This is a genomic window from Paenibacillus sp. FSL E2-0190 (assembly GCF_037992965.1).
GTDB classification, from domain to species: Bacteria; Bacillota; Bacilli; order Paenibacillales; family Paenibacillaceae; genus Paenibacillus_AQ; species Paenibacillus_AQ odorifer.
The window spans coordinates 2,191,812-2,212,457 of record NZ_CP150306.1 but is presented as its reverse complement, the minus strand read 5'-3'; the positions used below and the strand labels follow the sequence as shown (position 1 = coordinate 2,212,457).

The 20,646-nt window shown below is 47.9% G+C and carries 18 protein-coding genes; 12 read left to right on the top strand and 6 right to left on the bottom strand.

Features of this window, described 5'->3' with window-relative positions; all coding sequences use genetic code 11:
- Positions 1-6: 6 nt before the first annotated feature.
- On the bottom strand, positions 7-3,648 hold the full coding sequence (locus NST25_RS09390) for a DNA polymerase III subunit alpha (protein ID WP_339190330.1): 3,642 nt from the start codon (positions 3,646-3,648) through the stop codon (positions 7-9).
- Between the two features lie 141 nt (positions 3,649-3,789).
- Between NST25_RS09390 and NST25_RS09385 the strand changes: the two genes are divergently transcribed.
- The 3 genes from NST25_RS09385 (at position 3,790) to NST25_RS09375 (ending at position 5,017) form a co-directional block, all read left to right on the top strand.
- Positions 3,790-4,113 carry a YtrH family sporulation protein gene (locus NST25_RS09385; protein WP_036678886.1) on the top strand — a complete coding sequence of 108 codons (324 nt, stop codon included), beginning with the start codon at positions 3,790-3,792 and terminating at the stop codon, positions 4,111-4,113.
- Positions 4,114-4,118: 5 nt separating this feature from the next.
- Positions 4,119-4,619, top strand: coding sequence for a DUF4044 domain-containing protein (locus NST25_RS09380; protein WP_038569663.1), 501 nt, complete (start codon positions 4,119-4,121; stop codon positions 4,617-4,619).
- A gap of 83 nt (positions 4,620-4,702) precedes the next feature.
- Positions 4,703-5,017, top strand: coding sequence for a YtpI family protein (locus tag NST25_RS09375; RefSeq protein WP_076124899.1), 315 nt, complete (start codon positions 4,703-4,705; stop codon positions 5,015-5,017).
- A gap of 134 nt (positions 5,018-5,151) precedes the next feature.
- On the opposite strand, the gene NST25_RS09370 is transcribed toward NST25_RS09375, so the two are convergent.
- Positions 5,152-6,486, bottom strand: a complete 1,335-nt coding sequence (locus tag NST25_RS09370; protein WP_076124897.1) for a DRTGG domain-containing protein — start codon at positions 6,484-6,486, stop codon at positions 5,152-5,154.
- Positions 6,487-6,786: 300 nt separating this feature from the next.
- Here NST25_RS09370 and NST25_RS09365 point away from each other — a divergent pair, with 300 nt between their 5' ends.
- Together NST25_RS09365 and NST25_RS09360 are read left to right on the top strand one after the other, a co-directional pair.
- Positions 6,787-7,617, top strand: coding sequence for a hypothetical protein (locus tag NST25_RS09365; protein ID WP_339190328.1), 831 nt, complete (start codon positions 6,787-6,789; stop codon positions 7,615-7,617).
- 130 nt (positions 7,618-7,747) lie between these two features.
- Entirely contained in the window at positions 7,748-7,888 is a 141-nt protein-coding gene (locus NST25_RS09360) for a hypothetical protein (RefSeq protein ID WP_175617313.1), read from the top strand.
- A gap of 955 nt (positions 7,889-8,843) precedes the next feature.
- On the opposite strand, the gene NST25_RS09355 is transcribed toward NST25_RS09360, so the two are convergent.
- Entirely contained in the window at positions 8,844-9,125 is a 282-nt protein-coding gene (locus tag NST25_RS09355; protein WP_076202990.1) for a hypothetical protein, read from the bottom strand.
- Between the two features lie 195 nt (positions 9,126-9,320).
- Between NST25_RS09355 and NST25_RS09350 the strand changes: the two genes are divergently transcribed.
- A complete protein-coding gene (locus tag NST25_RS09350) occupies positions 9,321-9,896 on the top strand; it encodes a hypothetical protein (protein ID WP_076124891.1) in 576 nt (191 codons plus the stop codon).
- Positions 9,897-10,014: 118 nt separating this feature from the next.
- Here the strand turns inward: NST25_RS09350 and NST25_RS09345 are convergent, their stop codons facing one another.
- Positions 10,015-10,353 (bottom strand): YlbF family regulator, encoded by a 339-nt coding sequence (locus NST25_RS09345; RefSeq protein ID WP_036683973.1) that lies wholly within the window; start codon positions 10,351-10,353, stop codon positions 10,015-10,017.
- Between the two features lie 435 nt (positions 10,354-10,788).
- On the opposite strand from NST25_RS09345, the gene NST25_RS09340 reads away from it, so the two are divergent.
- From NST25_RS09340 to NST25_RS09315, 6 genes are read left to right on the top strand one after another with little or no spacing between them, the layout of a single operon-like run.
- Positions 10,789-12,156, top strand: coding sequence for a YheC/YheD family protein (locus NST25_RS09340; protein ID WP_076124889.1), 1,368 nt, complete (start codon positions 10,789-10,791; stop codon positions 12,154-12,156).
- A gap of 10 nt (positions 12,157-12,166) precedes the next feature.
- The gene (locus tag NST25_RS09335) at positions 12,167-13,333 is read left to right on the top strand and encodes a YheC/YheD family protein (RefSeq protein ID WP_076278574.1); all 1,167 of its coding nucleotides are present in this window, start codon (positions 12,167-12,169) and stop codon (positions 13,331-13,333) included.
- Complete coding sequence (locus NST25_RS09330; RefSeq protein WP_036683976.1) at positions 13,334-14,707, top strand: YheC/YheD family protein; 1,374 nt, start codon at positions 13,334-13,336, stop codon at positions 14,705-14,707.
- Complete coding sequence (locus NST25_RS09325; protein WP_036683979.1) at positions 14,704-15,816, top strand: YheC/YheD family protein; 1,113 nt, start codon at positions 14,704-14,706, stop codon at positions 15,814-15,816. Before NST25_RS09330 ends, NST25_RS09325 begins: the two co-directional genes overlap by 4 nt.
- A 26-nt stretch (positions 15,817-15,842) precedes the next feature.
- A complete protein-coding gene (locus tag NST25_RS09320; protein ID WP_076124882.1) occupies positions 15,843-16,361 on the top strand; it encodes a GNAT family N-acetyltransferase in 519 nt (172 codons plus the stop codon).
- On the top strand, positions 16,343-17,473 hold the full coding sequence (locus NST25_RS09315) for a YheC/YheD family protein (protein WP_076184268.1): 1,131 nt from the start codon (positions 16,343-16,345) through the stop codon (positions 17,471-17,473). The genes NST25_RS09320 and NST25_RS09315 overlap by 19 nt, the downstream gene beginning before the upstream one ends.
- 77 nt (positions 17,474-17,550) lie before the next feature.
- On the opposite strand, the gene NST25_RS09310 is transcribed toward NST25_RS09315, so the two are convergent.
- Entirely contained in the window at positions 17,551-18,936 is a 1,386-nt protein-coding gene (locus tag NST25_RS09310; protein ID WP_038569657.1) for a sugar ABC transporter substrate-binding protein, read from the bottom strand.
- Positions 18,937-19,029: 93 nt separating this feature from the next.
- On the bottom strand, positions 19,030-20,646 hold the full coding sequence (locus tag NST25_RS09305; RefSeq protein WP_340394384.1) for a response regulator: 1,617 nt from the start codon (positions 20,644-20,646) through the stop codon (positions 19,030-19,032).

Below are 20,646 nucleotides of genomic sequence, written 5' to 3'. Positions count from 1 at the left end.
TTGTTCTTATTTTATTCTTACCGTACCTGCACCCAGCATAACCTCGATCGCCGCGAAAAGTTCCTCGGACGGCTTAATTCGATAATTATCGCTAAGAGCTAGGAGCTTCTGATCCTGTTCATAAAACAGAAGCGTCGCAGCAGGACCGGGATGATTCTGCAGCAGCTCTTTCAGGCGCGACAGCAACGCTGCATTCTCTGAGGCCGGCGTGATCTTGATAAAGACACGCTGGCCTGAGGTCGCCGCTGTTGCTGGCGCGGCCTGTGCAGGTGTTGCAGGCGGCGTTGTGCCGCCTGCTGGCCTGGCAGCCGGACCAGTGGCGGCACCGCTGGTCCGGGAAGCAGGAGCTGCGCCGCGTGGCGGCGCTCCTGCCGAGGCCGAGCGTCCCGCGCTGTACGAGCGGGACGCGGCGGCACTGCGGCGCTGCAACAGCCCGCGGAGAGCCTCCGCAGACAGCAGCGCCACTTCCTCGGCCAGCAGCTTGAAGCCTTCGTCTTCCTGCTGAACCTTAGCGCGCAAGGCCAGCAGCGCGCCCTTGGCAATCAAGCTGCGGCTTCGCTTCCACACCTCAGGGAAGAGTACGACCTCGCAGCGCTCGATCTGATCTTCCCATTCGACGAAGGCCATCGATTTTCCTTGCTTCGTCGTAATTTCCTTAACGGATACTACCATTCCGGCCGTAACCGTCTGGCTCTCATCCGCGGCTTCACCAAGATCCATCAGCCGCTGCATGCCGGGCTCCTCAAGCAGTTCCGCGCTATCATCAAGCGGATGGCCCGAAAGATATAACCCCAGCAGCTCACGTTCCATCTCCAGTTGCTGGCCAATGGTGAACTTAGGGATATCCGGATAGCGGATTTCCCAGTTCGGTGTCTCCACCAAATCGTCGAACAGCTGGATTTGCAGTTCATCCCGCTCCTTGCGCCATTTCAGCGCAGCGTCAACCGTCTCGTCCAGCATAGCCAGCAGCTGGGCGCGGTGACCCGGCAGACAGTCAAAAGCTCCCGCCTGCAGCAAAGATTCCACTACCCGCTTATTGCAGACCCGCAGGTCCACACGTCGACAGAAATCTAGCAGACTGTCGAACGGCCGCTCCTTGCGGACTGCCATAATGTTCTCCACTGCCAGCGTGCCGACGTTCTTAATGGCTGCAAGTCCAAAGCGGATATGCCCGGTTCCGGTTCCTTCGCCAGGAACCGGAGTAAACAATACGCCGCTCTCGTTCACATCCGGCGGCAACACGCCGATGCCTGTGCGGCGGCAGTCCAGCACATACTCCGCTACCTTGCGGTGAGTGCCCATTACAGCGGTCAACATAGACGCCATAAACTGCACCGGATAATGTGCCTTGAGATAGGCTGTCTGGAAAGCCAATACTCCATAAGCCGCGGCATGAGCCCGCGGGAAGCCGTAATCAGCAAAGCGCACGATCATGTCATAAACAGCATTCGCATCCGTTTCATTATACCCCTGCTGCAAGCTGCCTTGAACAAAATGGCTCCGTTCCTTATCCAGCGTCTCACGTTTTTTCTTTGAGACCGCTCGACGGAGCAGATCCGCTTCTCCTAACGAGAAGCCCGCCATCAGAGAAGCAATCTGCATGATCTGTTCCTGATACACAATGATCCCATAGGTGTCCGCTAAAATAGCCTTCAAATCAGAATGTGGATACTCTACTTCAATCTCACCGTGTTTGCCTGCTATATATTTCGGGATAAATTCCATCGGACCGGGACGATACAGCGCTAGAACCGATACAATATCTTCAAAGCCGTTAGGCTTCAGATCTTTAAGTACTCGTCTAACGCCCGCCGACTCCAGCTGGAAGACCCCTGTTGTCTCACCAGCCCCAAGCATTTCATACGTAGCTGGATCATGATCTGGGATGACACGGAAATCCGGAACACTTCCGCTCATTTCTTTAATCGAATTCATGCAGCGTTCGATAATCGACAACGTGCGCAAACCCAGAAAATCCATTTTCAACAGCCCGACACTCTCCAAATGCTCCATAGAGTATTGGGTTAACGCCGTACTTTCGTTACCTTCCTGAAGTGGGACTGCATCGGTCAACGGACCTTTCGAGATAACAACCCCAGCAGCATGTGTCGAAGCATGGCGGGGCATGCCCTCCACCTTCATAGCCATATCCAGCAACCCTTTAATCTTTGGATTGCTATCATACAGTGCTTTAAGATCTGGTGTACTCTCCAGCGCTCTGGCAAGGCTGATCCCTAGTTGACCAGGTATAAGCTTGGCAGCTTTGTCTACCTCGTTATAAGGCAAGTTCAGCACCCTGCCTACATCACGAACGGCAGCCCGTGCAGCCATAGTTCCGAAAGTAATAATTTGCGCCACATGTTCTTTGCCGTATTTCTCCACTACATAACCAATAACCTCATCACGCCGTTCATCGCTAAAATCGATATCAATATCCGGCATGGTGATCCGTTCTGGATTTAGAAAACGTTCAAAGAGCAAGTTATATTTCAATGGGTCCACATCGGTGATTCGCAAAGAGTATGCGGTGAGACTACCCGCGGAAGATCCCCGTCCGGGTCCCGTAGCAATTCCCTGACGATGACAATAAGCAATAAAATCCCACACAATTAGAAAATAATCGCTGAAGCCCATACTCTCGATAACGCCCAGTTCATAGGTCAGACGCTTCTCAGCCGTCTCTCTTTGCTCAGGTGTAGTCCATTGCGGTGTATCTATATATCGTTCCTCCATCCCCTTCCAGCACAGCTCACGCAAATAAGCAGCGGAATCCATGCCTTCAGGGAGCGGAGAATAGGCAGGCAGAATATGATTGCCGAAGGTCAGCTCCAAATTACATTTTTCTGCGATCAATAAGGTATTGGCGATAGCCTGCGGCACATGCGGAAACAATGCCGCCATTTGCTCGCTGCTTTTTAGAAACAGCTGATCTGTTCCGATCTTGAGACGTTCCTCATCATCCACCGTTTTGCCTGTTCCGATGCAGATCAGCACATCCTGAACCTCAGCATCTTCCTTCGCTAAATAATGGACATCATTCGTCACCACAAGTGGAATTTCACAGTCCTCGGCAAGGGCGATCAGCTTGGGATTGACTCTCTTTTGCTCGGAGATCCCGTGGTCTTGCAGCTCCAGATAGAAATCTTCGCCAAAAATCGCCTTATATCGCAGCGCAGCCTTGCGCGCCTCCTCATCACGTCCATGCATCAGATGCTGCGGCACTTCTCCGCCCAGACAAGCACTTAGGCAGATAATCCCCTCTGAATGAGCTGCCAGCACTTCCATATCAATTCGTGGTTTATAATGATGGCCTTCCAGATGGCCGATAGAGATCAGCTTCATCAGGTTCTTGTAGCCGGTTTCATTCTTGACGAGCAGAATCAAGTGGTAGATCGGTTGATCTTTTCGACTGCCCCGCTCACGGCGTGAACCCGCGGTTAAATAAGCTTCACAGCCAATAATCGGCTTGATTCCATTCTCTTTACACGCTTTATAAAAGGGGATGGCCCCGTACATCACTCCATGATCCGTAAGCGCCAGCGACTTCATGCCGTATTCGCCGGCCCGGCGCACGAGATCGGTAATGCGCGCCGCCCCGTCCAGTAAACTGTATTCGCTGTGCACATGCAAATGCACGAAAGGGCTCATAACCCCACTTCCTCTCTACTGCAAAAATCAAACATAAGATGAAACTATTTTATCATATTAAAGGGGGACCCGCCCATAGAATGGATTAAGAGCATAAGGACAGGCAAAGCTTGTAAATGCCTCGTCCGGGAAGGGGCCTGTATGAGCATTTTTATGAGCAAAGCTATCCTCGACTTCTTTATCGCCTTCGGCATCGTGCTTGGCGGAGCTATGCTCGGCGGAATCGGCGCCGTTGTATCCCTGCAACCGCCGACGCAAACGATGCTGGATGTGGCAGATCGGATTAAAATATGGGCACTAGCAGCCGCTGTAGGAGGTACTATGGACCCCTTACGGGTCATTGAAAGCAACATGATTGGAGGCAACCTCTCCCCCGCCATCAAACAAATCATGTATCTTGCCTTCGCTTTTCTAGGAGCCCATATGGGCAGTGAGCTAGTAAAATGGGTGTGCGGCAGGGGGTAACGCCAGTGAGAGTTCCACCATTCAGTCGTTTTCGCAGATTCACCCAGATCTCCGCTATATTCATGCTAGGGATCGTCGTAGGAGCTGTCATATACAATGCTATTTACCATGTAGGATATAACGTATTATGGCTGCATAATCAAGATCTGCGTGTACAGATCGAGCAATATCAAAAAGATATTCAGACACTCAAAAAATACAATAATACCTCAACCGTGATCAGAGAAATCAAAATTCGATCGGAGGAAAGCAAATCCAAAGAAGATACCCCACTTGACCCCGTAACTGTAAAATTAATCATAAGCCAAATGGGCTCAGATCTGGAACCGATGCGCGGCCGCAGCATGTTCGATATTGATACAGACAGCAAACTTGTTAGACTGCTGTTGGATGGCAAGCTATACATTGTGCGTGACAAGGAATACTCTGTCAAAATCCGAACCATGCTCGTCATGGAAGGCGTCCTGCAAATCTGGGTAGAAATCAGTCCTTTTAAGCGCAGCTGACAGCCATCGTGTGATACAATAATGGACAGACGTGGAAATTACTTCTTGGCTACTGCAAGACACGATAAAGGAGCTGGCTGTCCATGGTTTTATTTATCAAGTATTTATTGTTTATCCTGCTGGTGATCTTTGTAATCGGTGCCGCTGTGTTCAGCATATCCTCCCGCCGTGCCTTAAATCCCCAAGATAAAGGGCTGAAACGCTCCGTCATGAATGTGATGCTCGGTGCTATGCTCGTAACGCTGTCCTTGATATCCATGTTTTTGTTTCGCGGCTCTACCGTTAATATCATTGTTGAAGCTGCCTTTCTGCTGATTGGTGCGTTCAACATCTTCTCGGGGCTACGCAGCTATAGTTTTTACAGCCGTAGTCGCAGCCGTAGCCAGGAACAACACTAGTCGAAAGCTTAGCTGCTGTTCTGACGGAATAGAAAGAATAAAATAGACTCCCCTCTCTTTCAATGATGAGGGCAGTCTATTTAGCATGTATACGATCCTATTTACCGTATGCTATCCAGCTAGCAAACCATTTTTTAGCCATGATCAATGGATTGCAGCATCAGAACAGCTTTGGCTACCAGAGTATCCGAGTGGCTGATCTCAATTTCAAGCTTACAGGTACGGCGGCTGATTTCGAGCAGTCTCGGCATTACAATGATCGCATGCTCGATCTGTACCGGTCGGATAAAATAAGTGGACATATTATCTAGTACATAATCATTTCCTGTGATGTCCTTAGCTGCTTTAAATGCCGAGAGCGTCATAAGCGTAGACAATATTCCTTCAGAAATCGTCCCAAGATCCGTAGCCATCTGCGGCGTAATAAAGCCATGGAAGAACAATCGTCCCTCTTCGTCCCGCTCATCCGCAAAACCATTCCAAATGAGATGATCAAAAGTCTCTCCCAGCTGAGGTTGATTCCGGACATCGCGTAAGCTTTGCAGTACTTCTTTACGGGTTAGGGAGCCTACCAGTTTACGGTTACGGTCCACTATGGGCAGAAAATCCACGCCTTCCCACATCATGATCTGGGCCGCGGAGGCTAGTGAGGTTTGCAGTGCAGCCGTAACCGGACTGCGGATCATCGCTTTTTCAATGATCTGGCCTTCCGTCAATTCCTCTACATCGCGGCGACCGATAATGCCGATGACTCGGTTCCATTCATCCGTAACGGGAAAGCGCTGCTCTCCAGTTTCCTCAGAAACCTGTCGTAGCTCGCCGACGGTACTAGAGATTTTTAACGTATTCAGGCGCGGTTTGCTGTCGATAATATCCTCTACCAGCATAATTTTTTTCTTAATCAATCTATCAAAAATAGCACGGTTAATCATTGAAGCGACGGTAAACGTGTCATGTCTCGAAGAAATAATGGGAAGATCCAGCTCGTCTGCCAAGGCCTTCACTTCACGGCTCGTCCCAAAGCCCCCTGTCACCAGAACCCCCGCGCCCTGCTCCAGCGCTAGAGAGTGAACATCATCACGGTTACCTACAATCAACAGACTGTCAGCATCTATATAACGGATCATCGCATCGACCTTCATCGCCCCGATCACGTATTTATGCAGATGTTTATTTAGTCCACTTGCTCCGCCGAGCACATGCCCTTCAACAATATCAACTACATCGCCAAACGTCAGCTGTTCTGAAATGTTCCGAGGTTTCTTTTCTACACGAACTGTACCAATCCGTTCCTTCGTGATGACTATCCCGAGATTCTCAGCTTCCTTCACTGCACGGTAAGCAGTCCCTTCGCTGACTAACATTTCTTTGGCGAGCTTGCGAACAGATATTTTGGTGCCTACCTTAAGACCTTCAATATGCTGCAGCAGTTGCTCGTGTTTAGTAATCGCATCGCCTTGACCTTCCAACTGTTACACCCCCATGCTCCAATCTGTACTATACTGTACCTATTATACACGGATAGAATGGCTCAGTACAACCGATTCATAAGCTTCGAATTCGAATTTCACTCTCCTTACACAATCTACGATTAAGGTAGGTATTGCCACATAGTGAGTTTGAAAACCACCTTAAAATCGAATTTTTTGAAACTGAATATCTCTGATGCGTTTTAAGCTGACCTTAAACATTCGCTGCCTTTATTTAGCAACCTTTTCCTCTTTTTTATAGTCTGAGAATTAAAGAATGTGTAAAGGAGCATTGAAGAGATGAACAAGACCGCTTTATTACTACTTACTATTACTTTGCTTTTTATAGGACTGGTCGGCTGTGGAAATACGGGAAACGAAGTAAAACAAGCAGGCCAGATTGAGTTGGATGCAAATAATATAGTGTCTATTAACTTAATTGAAAAAAAACAGCCCATGGCCACTATTTCGGATCCATCCTCGTTTGAACGTTTTGTTCAAGCCATAACTACTGCTGAATATGATAGAGGACAACTAGATATTGCTTCCAGCGATTACAGCACCACTGTGAACATGAAGGATGGCATAAGTTATGAGTTCTCTTTTTGGATCGGCGGAAGTAACAGTGGGTTACTCATTAAATCCGGACAAATGGGCCACTATCGTCTGTCAGATACCAGCAAAAAAGATCTATTGGACTTGTTTCAATCAACTTTTAAAGATAAGATTTCAACAGAAGACACTGCTAACCCACAGCCCCCAAGCGTTCAAGTTACTGTTGGCGGTGAGCGGTTCGAGGCTATTCAAGGCTCTTATTGCTGGAACGACAATGGCAAAGGCGTATGTGTGGATATGGCTTCTTACGATGAATTGGTTTCCAAACAAAAGGTACATCCTAAAGCCATCAGCGGTGATCGGGTAGAACTCGAGTTCTCATATGCACCCAAAGAGATAGAGGTTATGGCTTCATTTCCTCGTGAGGAACGACCGGACGAAACCCTTTCTGTGGACAAAAATAGTTTTCAACTCGCAGCAGGTAGCGGCAGACATCTGTATATCATCCATGCAAGATGGCCTCAGGGAAGCGCCAGTTATGTATTTGAAGTAGAATGCTCGGTCAGTAAAAAGTAGTCGGATTGTTTTTGCAACAAGTGGGTGGGATGATGGTAGGATGGTAGGATGGTAGGATGGTAGGATCATATCCATCCTTTCTACGATCAGGAAAAAAGTTTATACTATCGACGTGAAAGGAGCTGAGCTTATGCAATTTCTTGTTATACTCGCGGTTCTCGTTCCTGCAGTGTGGTATTACGCGGCTCTCGGTAAACGGATATCTGCAGAAGAAAAGAAGGCTGGAAGAGATCTCACGAATGAGATCAATCCTTTTACGGGTGGAAAATAACATTTAGCCCCCTGCTAGCAATGCAGGAACATATTAAAGCCCACTGGCTTAGGCTAGTGGGCTTTTTCGTATGAGTGTGTCTTTTGGCGCGGCAGTCTACGTTATTTGTGTCTCTCTTTTCGCCACTTCTGTGCTTTCCGCAGCATTCTAAAGCATTTTTGCCTCTCTTCGCACCATTGCCGCGCTTTCCGCAACATTCTGAGGCACTTATGCCTCTCTTTTCGCTACTTCTGCGCTTTTCGCGGCATTCTAAGGCATTTTTGCCTCTCTTCGCGCCACTCCTACGCTTTCCGCAGCATTCTAAGGCATTTTTGCCTCTCTTTTGGCTAGTTGTGCGTTTTGCGCGGCATTCTACGGTAATTATACCTCTCTTTTGGCTACTTTGGTGTTTTGCGCGGCATTCTACGGTATTTATACCTTTCTTTTGGCTACTTTGTTGTTTTACACGGCATTCTACGGTATTTATACCTTTCTTTTGGCTACTTTGGTGTTTTGCGCGGCATTCTACGGTATTTATACCTTTCTTTTGGCTACTTTGTTGTTTTACACGGCATTCTACGGTATTTATACCTTTCTTTTGGCTACTTTGGTGTTTTGCGCGGCATTCTACGGTATTTATACTTCTCTTTTCCCCACTTTTGCGTTTTGCTCGACATTCTGAGGCATTTATGCCTCTCTTCTCGCCACTTCTGCGCTTTCCGCAGCATTCTGAGGCACTTCTGCCTCTTTTTTTTCGCTACTTCTGCGCTTCCTGCAACGTTCTGAGGCACTTATGCCTCTCTTTGCGCCACTTCTGCGCTTTCCGCAGCATTCTGAGGCATTTTTGCCTCTCTTTGCACTACTTCTGCGCTTTCCGCAACATTCTAAGTCATTTTTGCCTCTCTTTGCACGACTGCCGCGCTTATTCGAGAGACCTGAAGCTAATCTAGCTTTTTAGTATCCGATGCCAACTCTATTATCTTTGCGAAACTCTAGTTTCTTCATTCCACTTTGTCTGCCATTGCTCCAGCTTTGCTTTTCGCACAGCTTCCAAACGTTTGGTCTTTTCTTCATCAACCCCGATAATAAAATGCAAATGTGCCGCAATGACCATAAACGCAAAAAGTGACCAGACGACTCCAAAACCAAACACCCAGCTCGGTCCATTCGCAAGCGAAAGCTTCGGCAGTGCATACAAAAGCATGGCCAACGCCAGCAACAAATAGATACCATGTTTGAACTTGTTTCTTTTTCTCATTAATAACAGCTCCTTCGTAGACAGGATATTCGATTAAATCTATATCTCTACTCTATGAACATGAGGCCCGTAATATGAGACAAGTCCATTAAAAAATATATACCTTTTCAAAATTATGTATAAAAGGTTAGCATTTATATAGCAAGAGATGCTTATATATGAGATGATGATTTCATTTAGGGAGGCGTTTTTGAATTGAATGCAGCTTATAATCATACCGAATACATAATTCGCAAAAAAGTATTTTCGATCATGGGTGCGAAACTTCATATTTTTGATAGCTCTGAGCAGCTTGTGCTCTATTCGCAAATGAAAGCGTTCAAGCTTAAAGAAGACATTGCACTTTATACGGATGAGTCCATGCAGAAGGAGCTTCTGCGCATAAAAGCCCGCAACGTGGTCGATTTTAGTGCTACTTATGATGTACACGATACAGAGTCCGGTGAGCATATTGGTGCTTTTCGACGTAAGGGTCTCAAATCTATTTTGAAGGATGAATGGATTATTCTTGACCGTCATGATCAGGAAATCGGAAAAATCAAGGAAGACAGCACCGCGATGGCTCTACTGCGCCGCTTCATCGCTATTATTCCGCAGAAATATAATATCGAGATGGATGATACTACGATCCCTGCATTCAAGCAAAATTTCAATCCATTTGTCACCAAAATTATGGCTGACTTCTCGGAGGATCGAAAAGGCAAGCTTGATCGCCGCTTAGGTTTGGCAGCTGGTATTCTTCTCTGCGCAGTCGAAGGTAAACAAGATTAGGTTGAGATTGGGTCGAGCTTGAACTTAGGCTAGCCCTATAGTCACAGCCACAAGAAAGAGGGTGTTTCCAGAGCCACCGGCTTCGGGAACACCCTCTTTTGATTTTCATTGCTAAAATTTATTCGCCGTACAATTGAGACAAACTCTCGGTGATAATTTTATTTACATCCTCGATTACAACGCTCAGACGGCGTTCCGCATCGAACAGACGACGAATGCCAAGATTCAAGTTAAGCACCTCGAACAGCTTCTCCATCTTTTCCATTTCTTCTTGTGGAGGCATTTCTCCGCTCATCATCCGTTGTTGCAGCTCCATCTGACCTTGGCGGAAATTGTCCAGCATCGCTTTCGCTTCAGGATCTGTTTCTACGACCTTCATGGCATTTCTGATATCCGATACCTCGCTGCTCTCTTTAATGGCTTTCGCCAGTTCATGTGCTTTGTCGTGAATGCTCATTATGATTCCTCCTAAAAGTTTTGTTAGCGTACACTCCTCAGATCGTCTTCGTACAAAACTCACTTCGAAAGCATACGCTTAAGTTTTGTTAGCGTACACTTCCTATCGTCTTCGTACAAAACTCACTTCGAAAGCTTACGCTTAGGTTTTGTTAGCTGCTGCTTCCTGAATCTACTCTGCTCTAAAAACTCACTCCGAAAACATACGCTTAAGTTTTGTTAGCAGCTGCTTCCTGAATTCACGCTGCTTTAGTTTCCAATATTCGCTCATTCCATACTTGTTTCGCTTCTTGGGCCGAGCTTATGAAATGACTGGGCAAGGTTTTTAGCGGTTAGGTCAATCACCAAGGGTCATCTGTCTCCATATGATGAATGATATGTAACCCTTAGCTACCAAATTGCCGGCATCATGCTGCCTACCGGAAGGAGATCCACGATGTCCCAATTCAAGATCCCGGTCCATACGGTCAACTCGGGCATCCTGCAGGAAAACGCTATAATGCTTGGCGAAAAATCCATGAAAAGACTCAAAATCCCGTCTCACGGAACACTCCAGCTGGCATTCGGCTCTTTCCGGCAGGAGGTTACCATTATCTCGGCTCCCAAATCCGACATCCTGCGTGTAAGCGAAGGACTGGCGCAGCGGACCGGATGGAAACACCGACAAACCCTCAACGTTTCTTACAGCTCTGTAAGCCGCACCTTGCGGCTTGGACCGTTGATCGGCGTGCTCGTCAGTCGTGACCATCCAGATAATCTCGACAGGTTGTTTGGACCCATTACCATGTTCTGCCGGGAATTGACAAATGCCTGCCACACACAAGGCGCCTATGTATATTTCTTTACCCCGGAAGCGCTGGAAACACGCAGTTCTTCCATTCAGGGCTGGGTATACAACGAGGGTTGGAGAAAAATGAGTCTGCCCATTGCCGATGTAATCAACAATCGGTTAACGACGCGAAAGGTGGAGAATAAACCTAGCGTACAGCATTTTTTGGCGGATGTAAAATCACGATATGGAACGCATTTCTTCAACGAAAAATTTCTTGACAAGACAGAGGTATTTGAAGCTTTAGCGCAAGACCCTTCCCTGCAGCGGTATTTACCTGAGTCGCATGCGTTGAACGGCTTTGCCGTAATGAAGAAGATGTGCAGCCATTACCCAAGTGTATTTTTGAAACCTGTACGAGGCAGTCTCGGCAAAGGCATACTTCGTATCTCTAAAGAAGAAGGCGGAGGTTACCGTCTGTTGTCTACTACCTCCATAGGTACACGCAAGCAAAGCTACACCACTCTCGCTAAATTGTACCAGTCCATCGCTCCCAAAATGAAGACTACTCGATACCAGATTCAGCAGGGATTGCCTTTGATGGAGCTAGGAAGGCGGCCTGTAGATTTCCGGGCACTTGTTCAGAAGAATGGCAGCGGAAAATGGGGGGTTACCTCCATTGTCGCCCGCACCGCCGGAAGCAATCACTTCGTGTCTAATTTAGCTAGAGGTGGCAGTCTCAGCACTGTAAAAGAAGCGGTTAGCAAGAGCAGTCTTCCTCCGGGCGCAAAAGAAAACGTTCAGCTTCAGCTGCCCAGAGCAGCACTTGCCATTGCAAGAGGGGTCGAAACCTTTATCCCCGCTCATTTCGGAGAGCTCGGAATCGATCTGGCACTGGATCAATCAGGACGAATATGGCTCTTAGAGGTTAACTCCAAGCCCTCCAAGAACGATAATACACCGTTAAACGATCAAAAAATAAGACCGTCCGTCAAGCAAATGATTTTATATTGCCGCTACTTGGCCGGTTTATAAGGAGGACACGATGACTGAAACAGAAGTGGGGTTCCTCGGCATTATGACAGGCCGCCGCAACGGGAATCCACCGATCGCCGAGCCAGAGTTTTGCAGTCATTTATGCCGGGCAGCTCCTCTATACAGCCTAAAAGTCCTCGTATTTCATCCAGACGGAGTAGCGGCAGACGGTTCCTCCATTACCGGCTATACCTGGAAAGATGGAAGCTGGCAGAATACTACTTCTTCACCGCCAGATATTGTCTATAATCGCTGCTTTTACGAAGGTCCTAAAGAAAGAAAAGAAGCTTCCGCTGCTCTCTCTACTCTTCATCGTTCCCTGCCTTGGTCTCGAGGTTTGCCAGATAAATGGGGTGTACATGAGATATTGAAGCGCGACCGGAGAGCAGCGGCAATACTGCCGGAAACTGTACTCTATACCGGTACCCGCAGGTTAAGTACAATGCTTGCTGAAAGAGAATATGGAGTCTTTCTAAAGCCCAAGGCCGGCACCCATGGCAAACGTACATTACATGCCATACTGCAGAACAGAGGGATGAGAGTACGAGGGCGTGACGGAACAAATACACCCTTTCAATATGTTTTCGACTCACAGGCTGAAGGACTGAACTGGATTCATGAATTTATCGGCTCACGCCGCTATATTATACAGCCTTTCCTGCACCTAACGAATAGTAAGGGGCAACCGTTCGATGTGCGTGTATTGATGCAAAAGAATGGCCTTGGCCGCTGGACTCTTACCGGCATGGCCGTACGGCTGGGTAACCAAGGTTCGCTGACTTCGAACCTGCATGGCGGCGGAACAGCTGTTTCTCCCCTGCCTTTTTTGCTTGCTGAATATGGTCAGGGTGGAAAAGACATCATGCGTGAGCTTGCTGCAGAAGGTGCATACTTGCCTCCCCTACTGGAGGCTGCATGCGGCAGGCTTGGAGAACTCGGCCTTGATTTCGGTATTGATTCGAGTGGTCGGATTCATTTACTAGAAGCAAATTCCAAGCCAGGGCGCACGGTATTCCGGCTGACGGGCGACCGCCGGGCTGCTAAGCTCGCCGCCGAGAATCCACTGTCTTATGCGCGCCATCTACTGCTCACACAACGACGGATACCATCCCTATCTACGGGCAGCTCCGTTACAAACGGGAGAATGATAACAATGGTTCCTAAGGAGGATTCATAAATGAGTCTCACTTTTTGCAATGTGCATTTCACTAAGCAGCCCCAAAGAGTTGTATATGTATCAGGTGCACTGATGAAAAGCTTGAAGTTAACGGGGAAAAAAAATATACGCTTAAGGCTCGGTAAAGATGCCACCCCGACCATGATCAAGCCCATCAAGCGCGCCGGAAATCACCTATATCTCGCCTCAGGCGTAAAAAGCGCTATCAAGGTTCCGAAATCAGGTGGTGTCTATTTACGCAATCTACAGAATGACGAGGTGCAGCTAGGACCTTTAGTTGGCATATTATCCGATGGTCCTGCTTCCTCGTCTCAGCCCTTCGGTTCTCGCACAGGGTTCATCAAGCAATTACTGCGGGAAGGCAGCAACAAATGTTATATATTTGCCTTTATGCCGCGTGACATCAACTGGCAACAGGAACAGGTCTATGGATATTTTTTGACTTCAAGCGGTAAGTTTGAACGAAAAATGGTCCCTCTACCTGATGTTGTCTATAATCGATTGCCCAGTCGGAGAGCTGAGACCTCACCCTATATCAACCAACTTCGCGAACGATTTATGCGGAAAAGAATTCCATACTTTAACTGGAGCTTTTTCAATAAATCCGATATCTATAAGCTTTTAGAAAATGATGGGGCGGCAAATCGTTATGTACCTGAAACCCACAGCAATCCGTCCACGGAAAAAATGAGAGAAATGCTGGATCACCATCATTTTGTATACTATAAACCTTCTGCGGGAAGTCTGGGTCACGGCATTTATCGGCTTACCTATCTCCCGAAAAAGGGGTATTTTGCCCGCTACCGCCGCGGTGGAAAAAACGTTCTTTTACGCTTTACCACCTTTGAAGCCCTTATGCGTATGCTTCGTTCGCGTCACGGTCAAAATCTGCAAAATTATATAGTTCAGCAGGGAATACGTCTCATCGAAATAGATGGCTGCCCGATTGATTTCCGGTTCCATATGCATAAAAACGGCAGTAATCAGTGGATTGTAGTCGGCATAGGCGCTAAAAAAGCCGGCCGTGGCAGTGTCACCACTCACCTTAAAAATGGAGGAGCATTGCTTACACCTCAGCAAGCACTCGGACGTGTATTCGGCGCAAGAGCTGACGAAGTACTGCAGCGTGCAAAGACTACAGCCATCAAGCTGGCAGAATCACTAGAAGTCCAGCATCGTCATTTGCTCGGTGAAATTGGCTTTGATCTCGGAATTGATCAGGATGAAGACATCTGGATGTTCGAGGCCAACGCCAAACCAGGTCGTTCCATCTTCCGTCACCCTTCCCTGCGCGCTGAGGGCAAAGCTTCCATCGAGCACATTCTGGAGCATTGTCTATACCTCAGCAAATTCCGCAGGAGGGATGAGATGTGAGCACCCATAATCCGGAAGATACAAAACCTGTTATTGCCATACTGACAACCAGCGATAAAGTACGGCAATTTAATGGCAACCGCAGCAACTTCCGGGACATTATTCGCACAGGCAAAGAAATGGGATTTCTTGTCTACGTCGTCACTGTCCGTGACCTCAAGCTTGAGGAACGGATGGTGAACGGATATGTCCCATCGTCCAGCGGTAAAATCTGGTACAGCATTCCTGTACCTCTTCCACAAATCATTTATAACCGAATTCCCACCCGTGAGGATGAGGAAAAACCTGCTGTGGTACGTAAAATAGCTCAATGCCTGGAACATCCAGGCATTAAGCTATATAATCCATATTTTTTCAATAAATGGAGTCTCTTCGAATGGTTGAGGGGTTCGCACTCCACCTCAAAGCATGTTCCAAAAACGAGACGATTACGCAGTGCAAACACCCTTACTGCCATGCTGAACCAGCATACCAGCCTCTACCTTAAACCAGAGAATGGCAAAGCAGGAAAAGGAATTATGCGCCTAAAATATCGTGCAGATACCGCTTTGCCTTACCGGCTCCAAATTCAAAGCGGCAAAAAAAATGTGACGTACAAAGCAGCTTCCATGGACCGGCTCTGGGCAAGAATCGGAAAAGAAAAAGGAATCTCTCGTTATATTGTGCAGCAGGCTATTGAACTGGCGACTCATCGGGGAAGACCGTTTGATCTGCGGGTGCTGCTGCAAAAAAACAGCAGAGGCGGCTGGGGAGTCACCGGAATAGGTGCACGCCTCGCCGGTGCCCGAAGTATAACGACACATGTACCACGCGGCGGTAGTATTGAAGAGCCTGCCAGCATGCTGGAAAGTACATTTGGAACCGAAAGAGCAGCCATGATCCTGAAGAGTGTGCCTACAACCGCCCTTCTTATCGCTAGACAAATTGAAAGAGCTTCTGATTCTATGCTCGGAGAGATGTCGATGGATCTGGGTGTAGATGAGAATGGGGGACTCTGGTTCTTTGAGGCCAACTCCCGGCCGATGAAATTTGATGAACCCGCGATCCGCAAGCTGTCCCTAGAGCGAATCTTTCACTACGGCCAGCATTTAGCGCGCCAGTTTAAATAGAAATCATTAAAAGGATGTGACACAGCATGCAGATATCCTCCATCTATGACACAAATGCCAAACAGTGGAAATCACGGCTGGCTGGACTGCTTGAGTTTATAAGAGCGCATGGGGAGAAGCGAATCACAAACCAAGCTTGCAAAGTACTGGCCCGATTAACACCGGATCAGTTGTCAGAGCCGGGTATCTCGCTGCTTGTCGCCACCGTACGCGGTCAGAATGGGCGCCAGCTCGCAGGAGTCAGCTTCGTATCCGGTTTCGGTGCAGAAGCCTGTCTTGTCGCTGTGCACCCCTTCTACCGGAATAGACATACCGGCACTGCCTTAATGGCTGCCCAGCTGAAACGCCTCGGGCATCTGCAATGCAGTGTTGCCTGCGACAATACTGCTAGCCTAAAGATGTGCTTCAATATCGGCCTTGCTGCCGACACACTTACCACTGGTCCTACCGGCAAGCCAACATTACTGCTCCGGTCACCTCATCATACCGGCAGCACTACTATTTCTCCACAAGAAGGTGAACTCCTGTGCCAGAGCCCGTCTTAGGCATTCTTACTTTATATATTAACGAAGCTAAGCAGCTTGAAGAAAAGGCCGTGTACCGGAGAATGATCGTCGAGGGCAAACGAATTGGCTTGGATGTCTTTGTGTTTACCCCCATGGATGTTCATCCCAGCAAAGAGCAGATCCATGCCCTTGTCTTTGATCCCAAGAGCGGAAAATGGTCACGCAAATGGCGTTCTTTTCCGAATATGATTTATGACCGTTGCCGTATTCAGCGCAGCTCACGCTTTCAGCAACTGCTTCGTTTCCGAGAACGCTACAATCATCTGTTATTTCTGAATCGTCCACTGCGCAACAAATGGACCATTCACCAAACATTTTCACAAAAAAGCCGTTTCCGGCAGCATATGCCAGAAACATTACTCTATCAGTCCTCTGCCGACCTGCGCCGGATGCTGAAAACCAATTCAGTAGTCTATATCAAGCCGGCAAACGGCACAGGCGGACGTGGCATCCTCAGAATTGAGAGAATGAAGGATGGGCGAGGGGTATATGATATTCAAGGCCGTCGTCAGGATCGCCGAATCATTCCCACCCGTAAAGTCTCTTCTACTCGGCTGGATTCCATCGTACGGCAATGGTGCATCGGCGGGCGTTTCCTTATCCAACAGGGGATTCCATTACGTCTGCCGGGCGGACGTTTCCATGATTACCGGATGCTCGTTCAAAAGAACGGGCAAGGTGTCTGGGAACTGACAGGTATGGCTGCACGTGTCGGTGCAGCGCGGAGTGTAACCTCCAATCTTCATGGCGGTGGTCATGCCGTTCGAGCGGAAACGCTGCTGAAGGAATGGCTGGGCAGTCAGGATAAAACCGATAAGGTCATGAAGACTGCCGAGAGGTTGGGCCTTGATGCCGCAGCCTTCTTGGAAGAAAGTTACGGAGCCTTATGTGAGCTTGCATTGGACCTCGCCATTGATCGCGAAGGTAAAATTTACGTGCTGGAGGTTAATCCAAAGCCCGCCCGTGAAGTGTTCGCAAGATCAGGTGACGGAACCACATACCGCAAAGCCCTGATTCGCCCTCTGGAATACGCGCTGTGGCTCTACAATAACAAAGGAACCCCGAGCACAGCTAAAACGACTGAGGAATAAAAATTATCATAGTAGTCATCAAAAAAAGACGCCACTAGCTCGTATTAATACGAAGCCTAAGAGGCGTCTTTTTCGATTTATTTGGCCAATGATCCCTGCAGGGAACCTGCATCGAAGTCCGGCTGTGCTTCGATATCGGTGTCACCTGCGGCTTTGGCTTTTTCAAGTGCCGCATTATAGCGAGTATTCAAGTCCTGAAGCTCTTTATCTAAATCTCCACCACCAAAAATGTATCTATTGAAGACATCAACCTTCTTTAGTCCTTCCAGACGTCCCTCACTGATAACCATCGGAGTCGCTGGATAAATCCCGTCTAACTTCGTAGGCAGAAAATCTTCAATTCCTGCAATGTCTGGTGCCTTGGCAACAGTAGCAACCGATGGGATAACCGAAACCCCATACCCTGCTTCCTGGTAAGCAATCTGCACATCATCACTGTACATCCATTCAATAAACTTCCAAGCTTCTTCCTTATGCTTCGAATCCTTGCTCATAGCCAAATAACTTCCTGCAATAACTTGGCTGACACCCTTCTGCTCCCCGTCAATGGTTGGAGGAATCGCAGCTGCCCAGCGAATTTCAGTTGGGAATTGGGTTTTGTAGACCGTCGGCTCAACGGAATGGTTGAAATACATACCGATCTTGCCTTGAGCAAATTGCGCACGCAGCGGGTCGATATCAAGCGATTCCGATCCTGGCATCATGCTTCCATCCACCTTAATCTGCCGCAGCGCCTCAGCAACCTCTTTATAGACGCTAAAATCAAATTGCCCGGTCTGGAAGTCGAAGCCCTCTGTGCCCTTAGTCTTGCTAAGTGTTGTTATTGGATAAGCGATACGCTCAAATCCGCTGGTACTTTTGAAATTACCCGCGAAGCCGTAAGCGCCTATATCTTTTCCCGCTGCCGTAATTTTCTTGGCATCCTCGACCATCTCTGCGAGTGTGGTAGGCGGCTCTGTAATGCCAGCCTTCTCGAACAAATCTACGTTATAGATGAGGCGCCAGAACTGACCGATATTGGGAAGGCTATATATTTTGCCGTCAACGGTATTTTTCTCGTTGATAAGTACGTTCTCGAACCGGCTCTTCATCTCTGGTGAAATGTAGCTATCAAAAGATTCCAGATACCCTCTTTTGACCCATGTTGGCACGTTATAAGTATCCACCCGGAGAATATCAGGCGCCTGCATGCTGGAGAAGGCAATATCCACCGACTGGGTATAGTTCTCTGCCATAACCTTCATTTCAATCTCGATATTGGGATTAAGACCTTCATACTCACTGATCTTTTGCTCAATAAAATCAGAATCATGACGATCAATGGTCCAGTAGACCAATTTTGTTTTTTCGGAGTTTGTATTGCTGCTGCTTACCTCCGTATTAGATTCGGATGATGAACAGGCGGCCAACGAGCCAGCCAGCATCAGCGAAACCCCAGCTAATATCCATTTATTTCTTTTCATCTAAAATGCCTCCCTTTTCTTTTGAAATCGCATTCATTTCTTAAGAAAATTATAATTCCACTGCCCTTTTATCAGTGAAGGAGAAAACAACTGTCAATGGGAGACGAAATCACTGTTTCCCTCCACTTTAGGCAAGCTATATTTTGCACGAAAGTCAGTCGGCGTCATTCCGGTGTATTTTTTGAACTGCTCTGTAAAATAGGGTCGATCCTCATAGCCCAAAGAGATGGCAATATCCTGAACCTGTATGCCTTCCAACACTAGCTCCTTGGCTTTGTCCATTCGTCTTCCGATAATATATTGGGCGAGTGTCATCCCCGTCTCCTTTTTAAAAAGATTGGAGAAGTAGCTAGGACTAAGATGCACCTCCCGTGCACAGTCGGCGACGGATAGATTTCGATGCAGATTTCCATTGATATGAGTGATGGCCCGATCCACAAGCATACGCGCGTCACTGCATTGGCGTTGTTGCAAATACGTACAGCCCAAACGGCAAAATTCCCGAATCTGGCGGCTAAGATCTTCAAAAGAGACTGCACTGCTCATGTCTGCAAGCTTATTTTCCAGAGTTTTAACTTCCGAATCCGTTGCTTTTTCCGAAAAAATCCGATGGATAGAATGAGCCAGTTCAAGACATAGCGTCTTAACGATGGACGGGTTAGGCGTTGCCGGTGCAGTAATCCAATCATGCCAAATATGATCCAGCTGCTCCTCTGCTTTGGACAAATTCGCCGAACGCAGACAATAAAGCAATTCTTTCTCCTTGTCATATGAGTATCTGGGTAGCGCGGCATTCACGACTGCATCTTCAACATAGGTGTACACGCTGTTCCCACCGTTCAGAAAGGTGTTCGCAAGTGCAGACAGCGCCTGCGCATAGGAAGCAGAAAGCTGCCCTACCTCCTCCACCTCTCCACCCAGTCCAATGGATACCGTCTGGTACGTATACCGATGTACATTTTCCCGGCATTTCTCTGCAAGTTGCTCCATATTCGGCTCCGCCAGAGGGTTCATCACAATAACGAACTGATTCACATTTTCCCGGAACACAATGCCCCGAGTGTATTCGGATATTGTATTTTCCAAAATATTCTGTACGGCAAAGCGGATTAATTCCACCTCGGAAACCGTAAGTTCTGATGTACGTTCCACAAAAAAATCCACTTCCGCTACCATCACGCAAAAGTTATGGTTATTCATCTCGATATTGTAAAAATCCCACTGCTGGCTCAAGTGCTGCTGCCTAGTTCCGTAACGGATGAGCAGACGCATATATTCCTGACGCAAATAAGGTAAGCTCTCGCGCAGCTTTTGTTCCATGCCCATCATCTGCTCAGCTTGACTGCGTTCCCGCTCCAACACTTCTTTGGCCTTCAACACGGATTCAAGCACTTGAACCTTGGTATACGGTTTTACAATCAGATCAAAGGCACCCAGCTTAACTGCTTCCTGGGCATAGGTGAAATCAGAATAACCCGTCAAAAAAATCAGTTTGATGCCTGGCTGCTCGGCTTGGATGCTCCGCATCATCTCTAAACCATCCTTAAAAGGCATTCGGATATCCGTCAATACAATGTCAGGACGATGCTTGCGGATCTGCTCCAGACCTTCTTCCCCGTCTGCCGCGGTGGCCGCGATCACAATCCCATGTTCCTCCCAAGGAATCCGCTGCGACAATCCGCGGACCACTGCAGGAATATCATCAACAAT

Coding starts and splice junctions, on each gene's coding strand:
- NST25_RS09365 (WP_339190328.1), top strand. CDS start 6,787: ATGAACAAGACCGCTTTATTACTACTTACTATTACTTTGCTTTTTATA.
- NST25_RS09330 (WP_036683976.1), top strand. CDS start 13,334: ATGAGTCTCACTTTTTGCAATGTGCATTTCACTAAGCAGCCCCAAAGA.
- NST25_RS09320 (WP_076124882.1), top strand. CDS start 15,843: ATGCAGATATCCTCCATCTATGACACAAATGCCAAACAGTGGAAATCA.
- NST25_RS09310 (WP_038569657.1), bottom strand. CDS start 18,936: ATGAAAAGAAATAAATGGATATTAGCTGGGGTTTCGCTGATGCTGGCT.
- NST25_RS09390 (WP_339190330.1), bottom strand. CDS start 3,648: ATGAGCCCTTTCGTGCATTTGCATGTGCACAGCGAATACAGTTTACTG.
- NST25_RS09385 (WP_036678886.1), top strand. CDS start 3,790: ATGAGCATTTTTATGAGCAAAGCTATCCTCGACTTCTTTATCGCCTTC.
- NST25_RS09340 (WP_076124889.1), top strand. CDS start 10,789: ATGTCCCAATTCAAGATCCCGGTCCATACGGTCAACTCGGGCATCCTG.
- NST25_RS09345 (WP_036683973.1), bottom strand. CDS start 10,353: ATGAGCATTCACGACAAAGCACATGAACTGGCGAAAGCCATTAAAGAG.
- NST25_RS09335 (WP_076278574.1), top strand. CDS start 12,167: ATGACTGAAACAGAAGTGGGGTTCCTCGGCATTATGACAGGCCGCCGC.
- NST25_RS09355 (WP_076202990.1), bottom strand. CDS start 9,125: ATGAGAAAAAGAAACAAGTTCAAACATGGTATCTATTTGTTGCTGGCG.
- NST25_RS09375 (WP_076124899.1), top strand. CDS start 4,703: ATGGTTTTATTTATCAAGTATTTATTGTTTATCCTGCTGGTGATCTTT.
- NST25_RS09360 (WP_175617313.1), top strand. CDS start 7,748: ATGCAATTTCTTGTTATACTCGCGGTTCTCGTTCCTGCAGTGTGGTAT.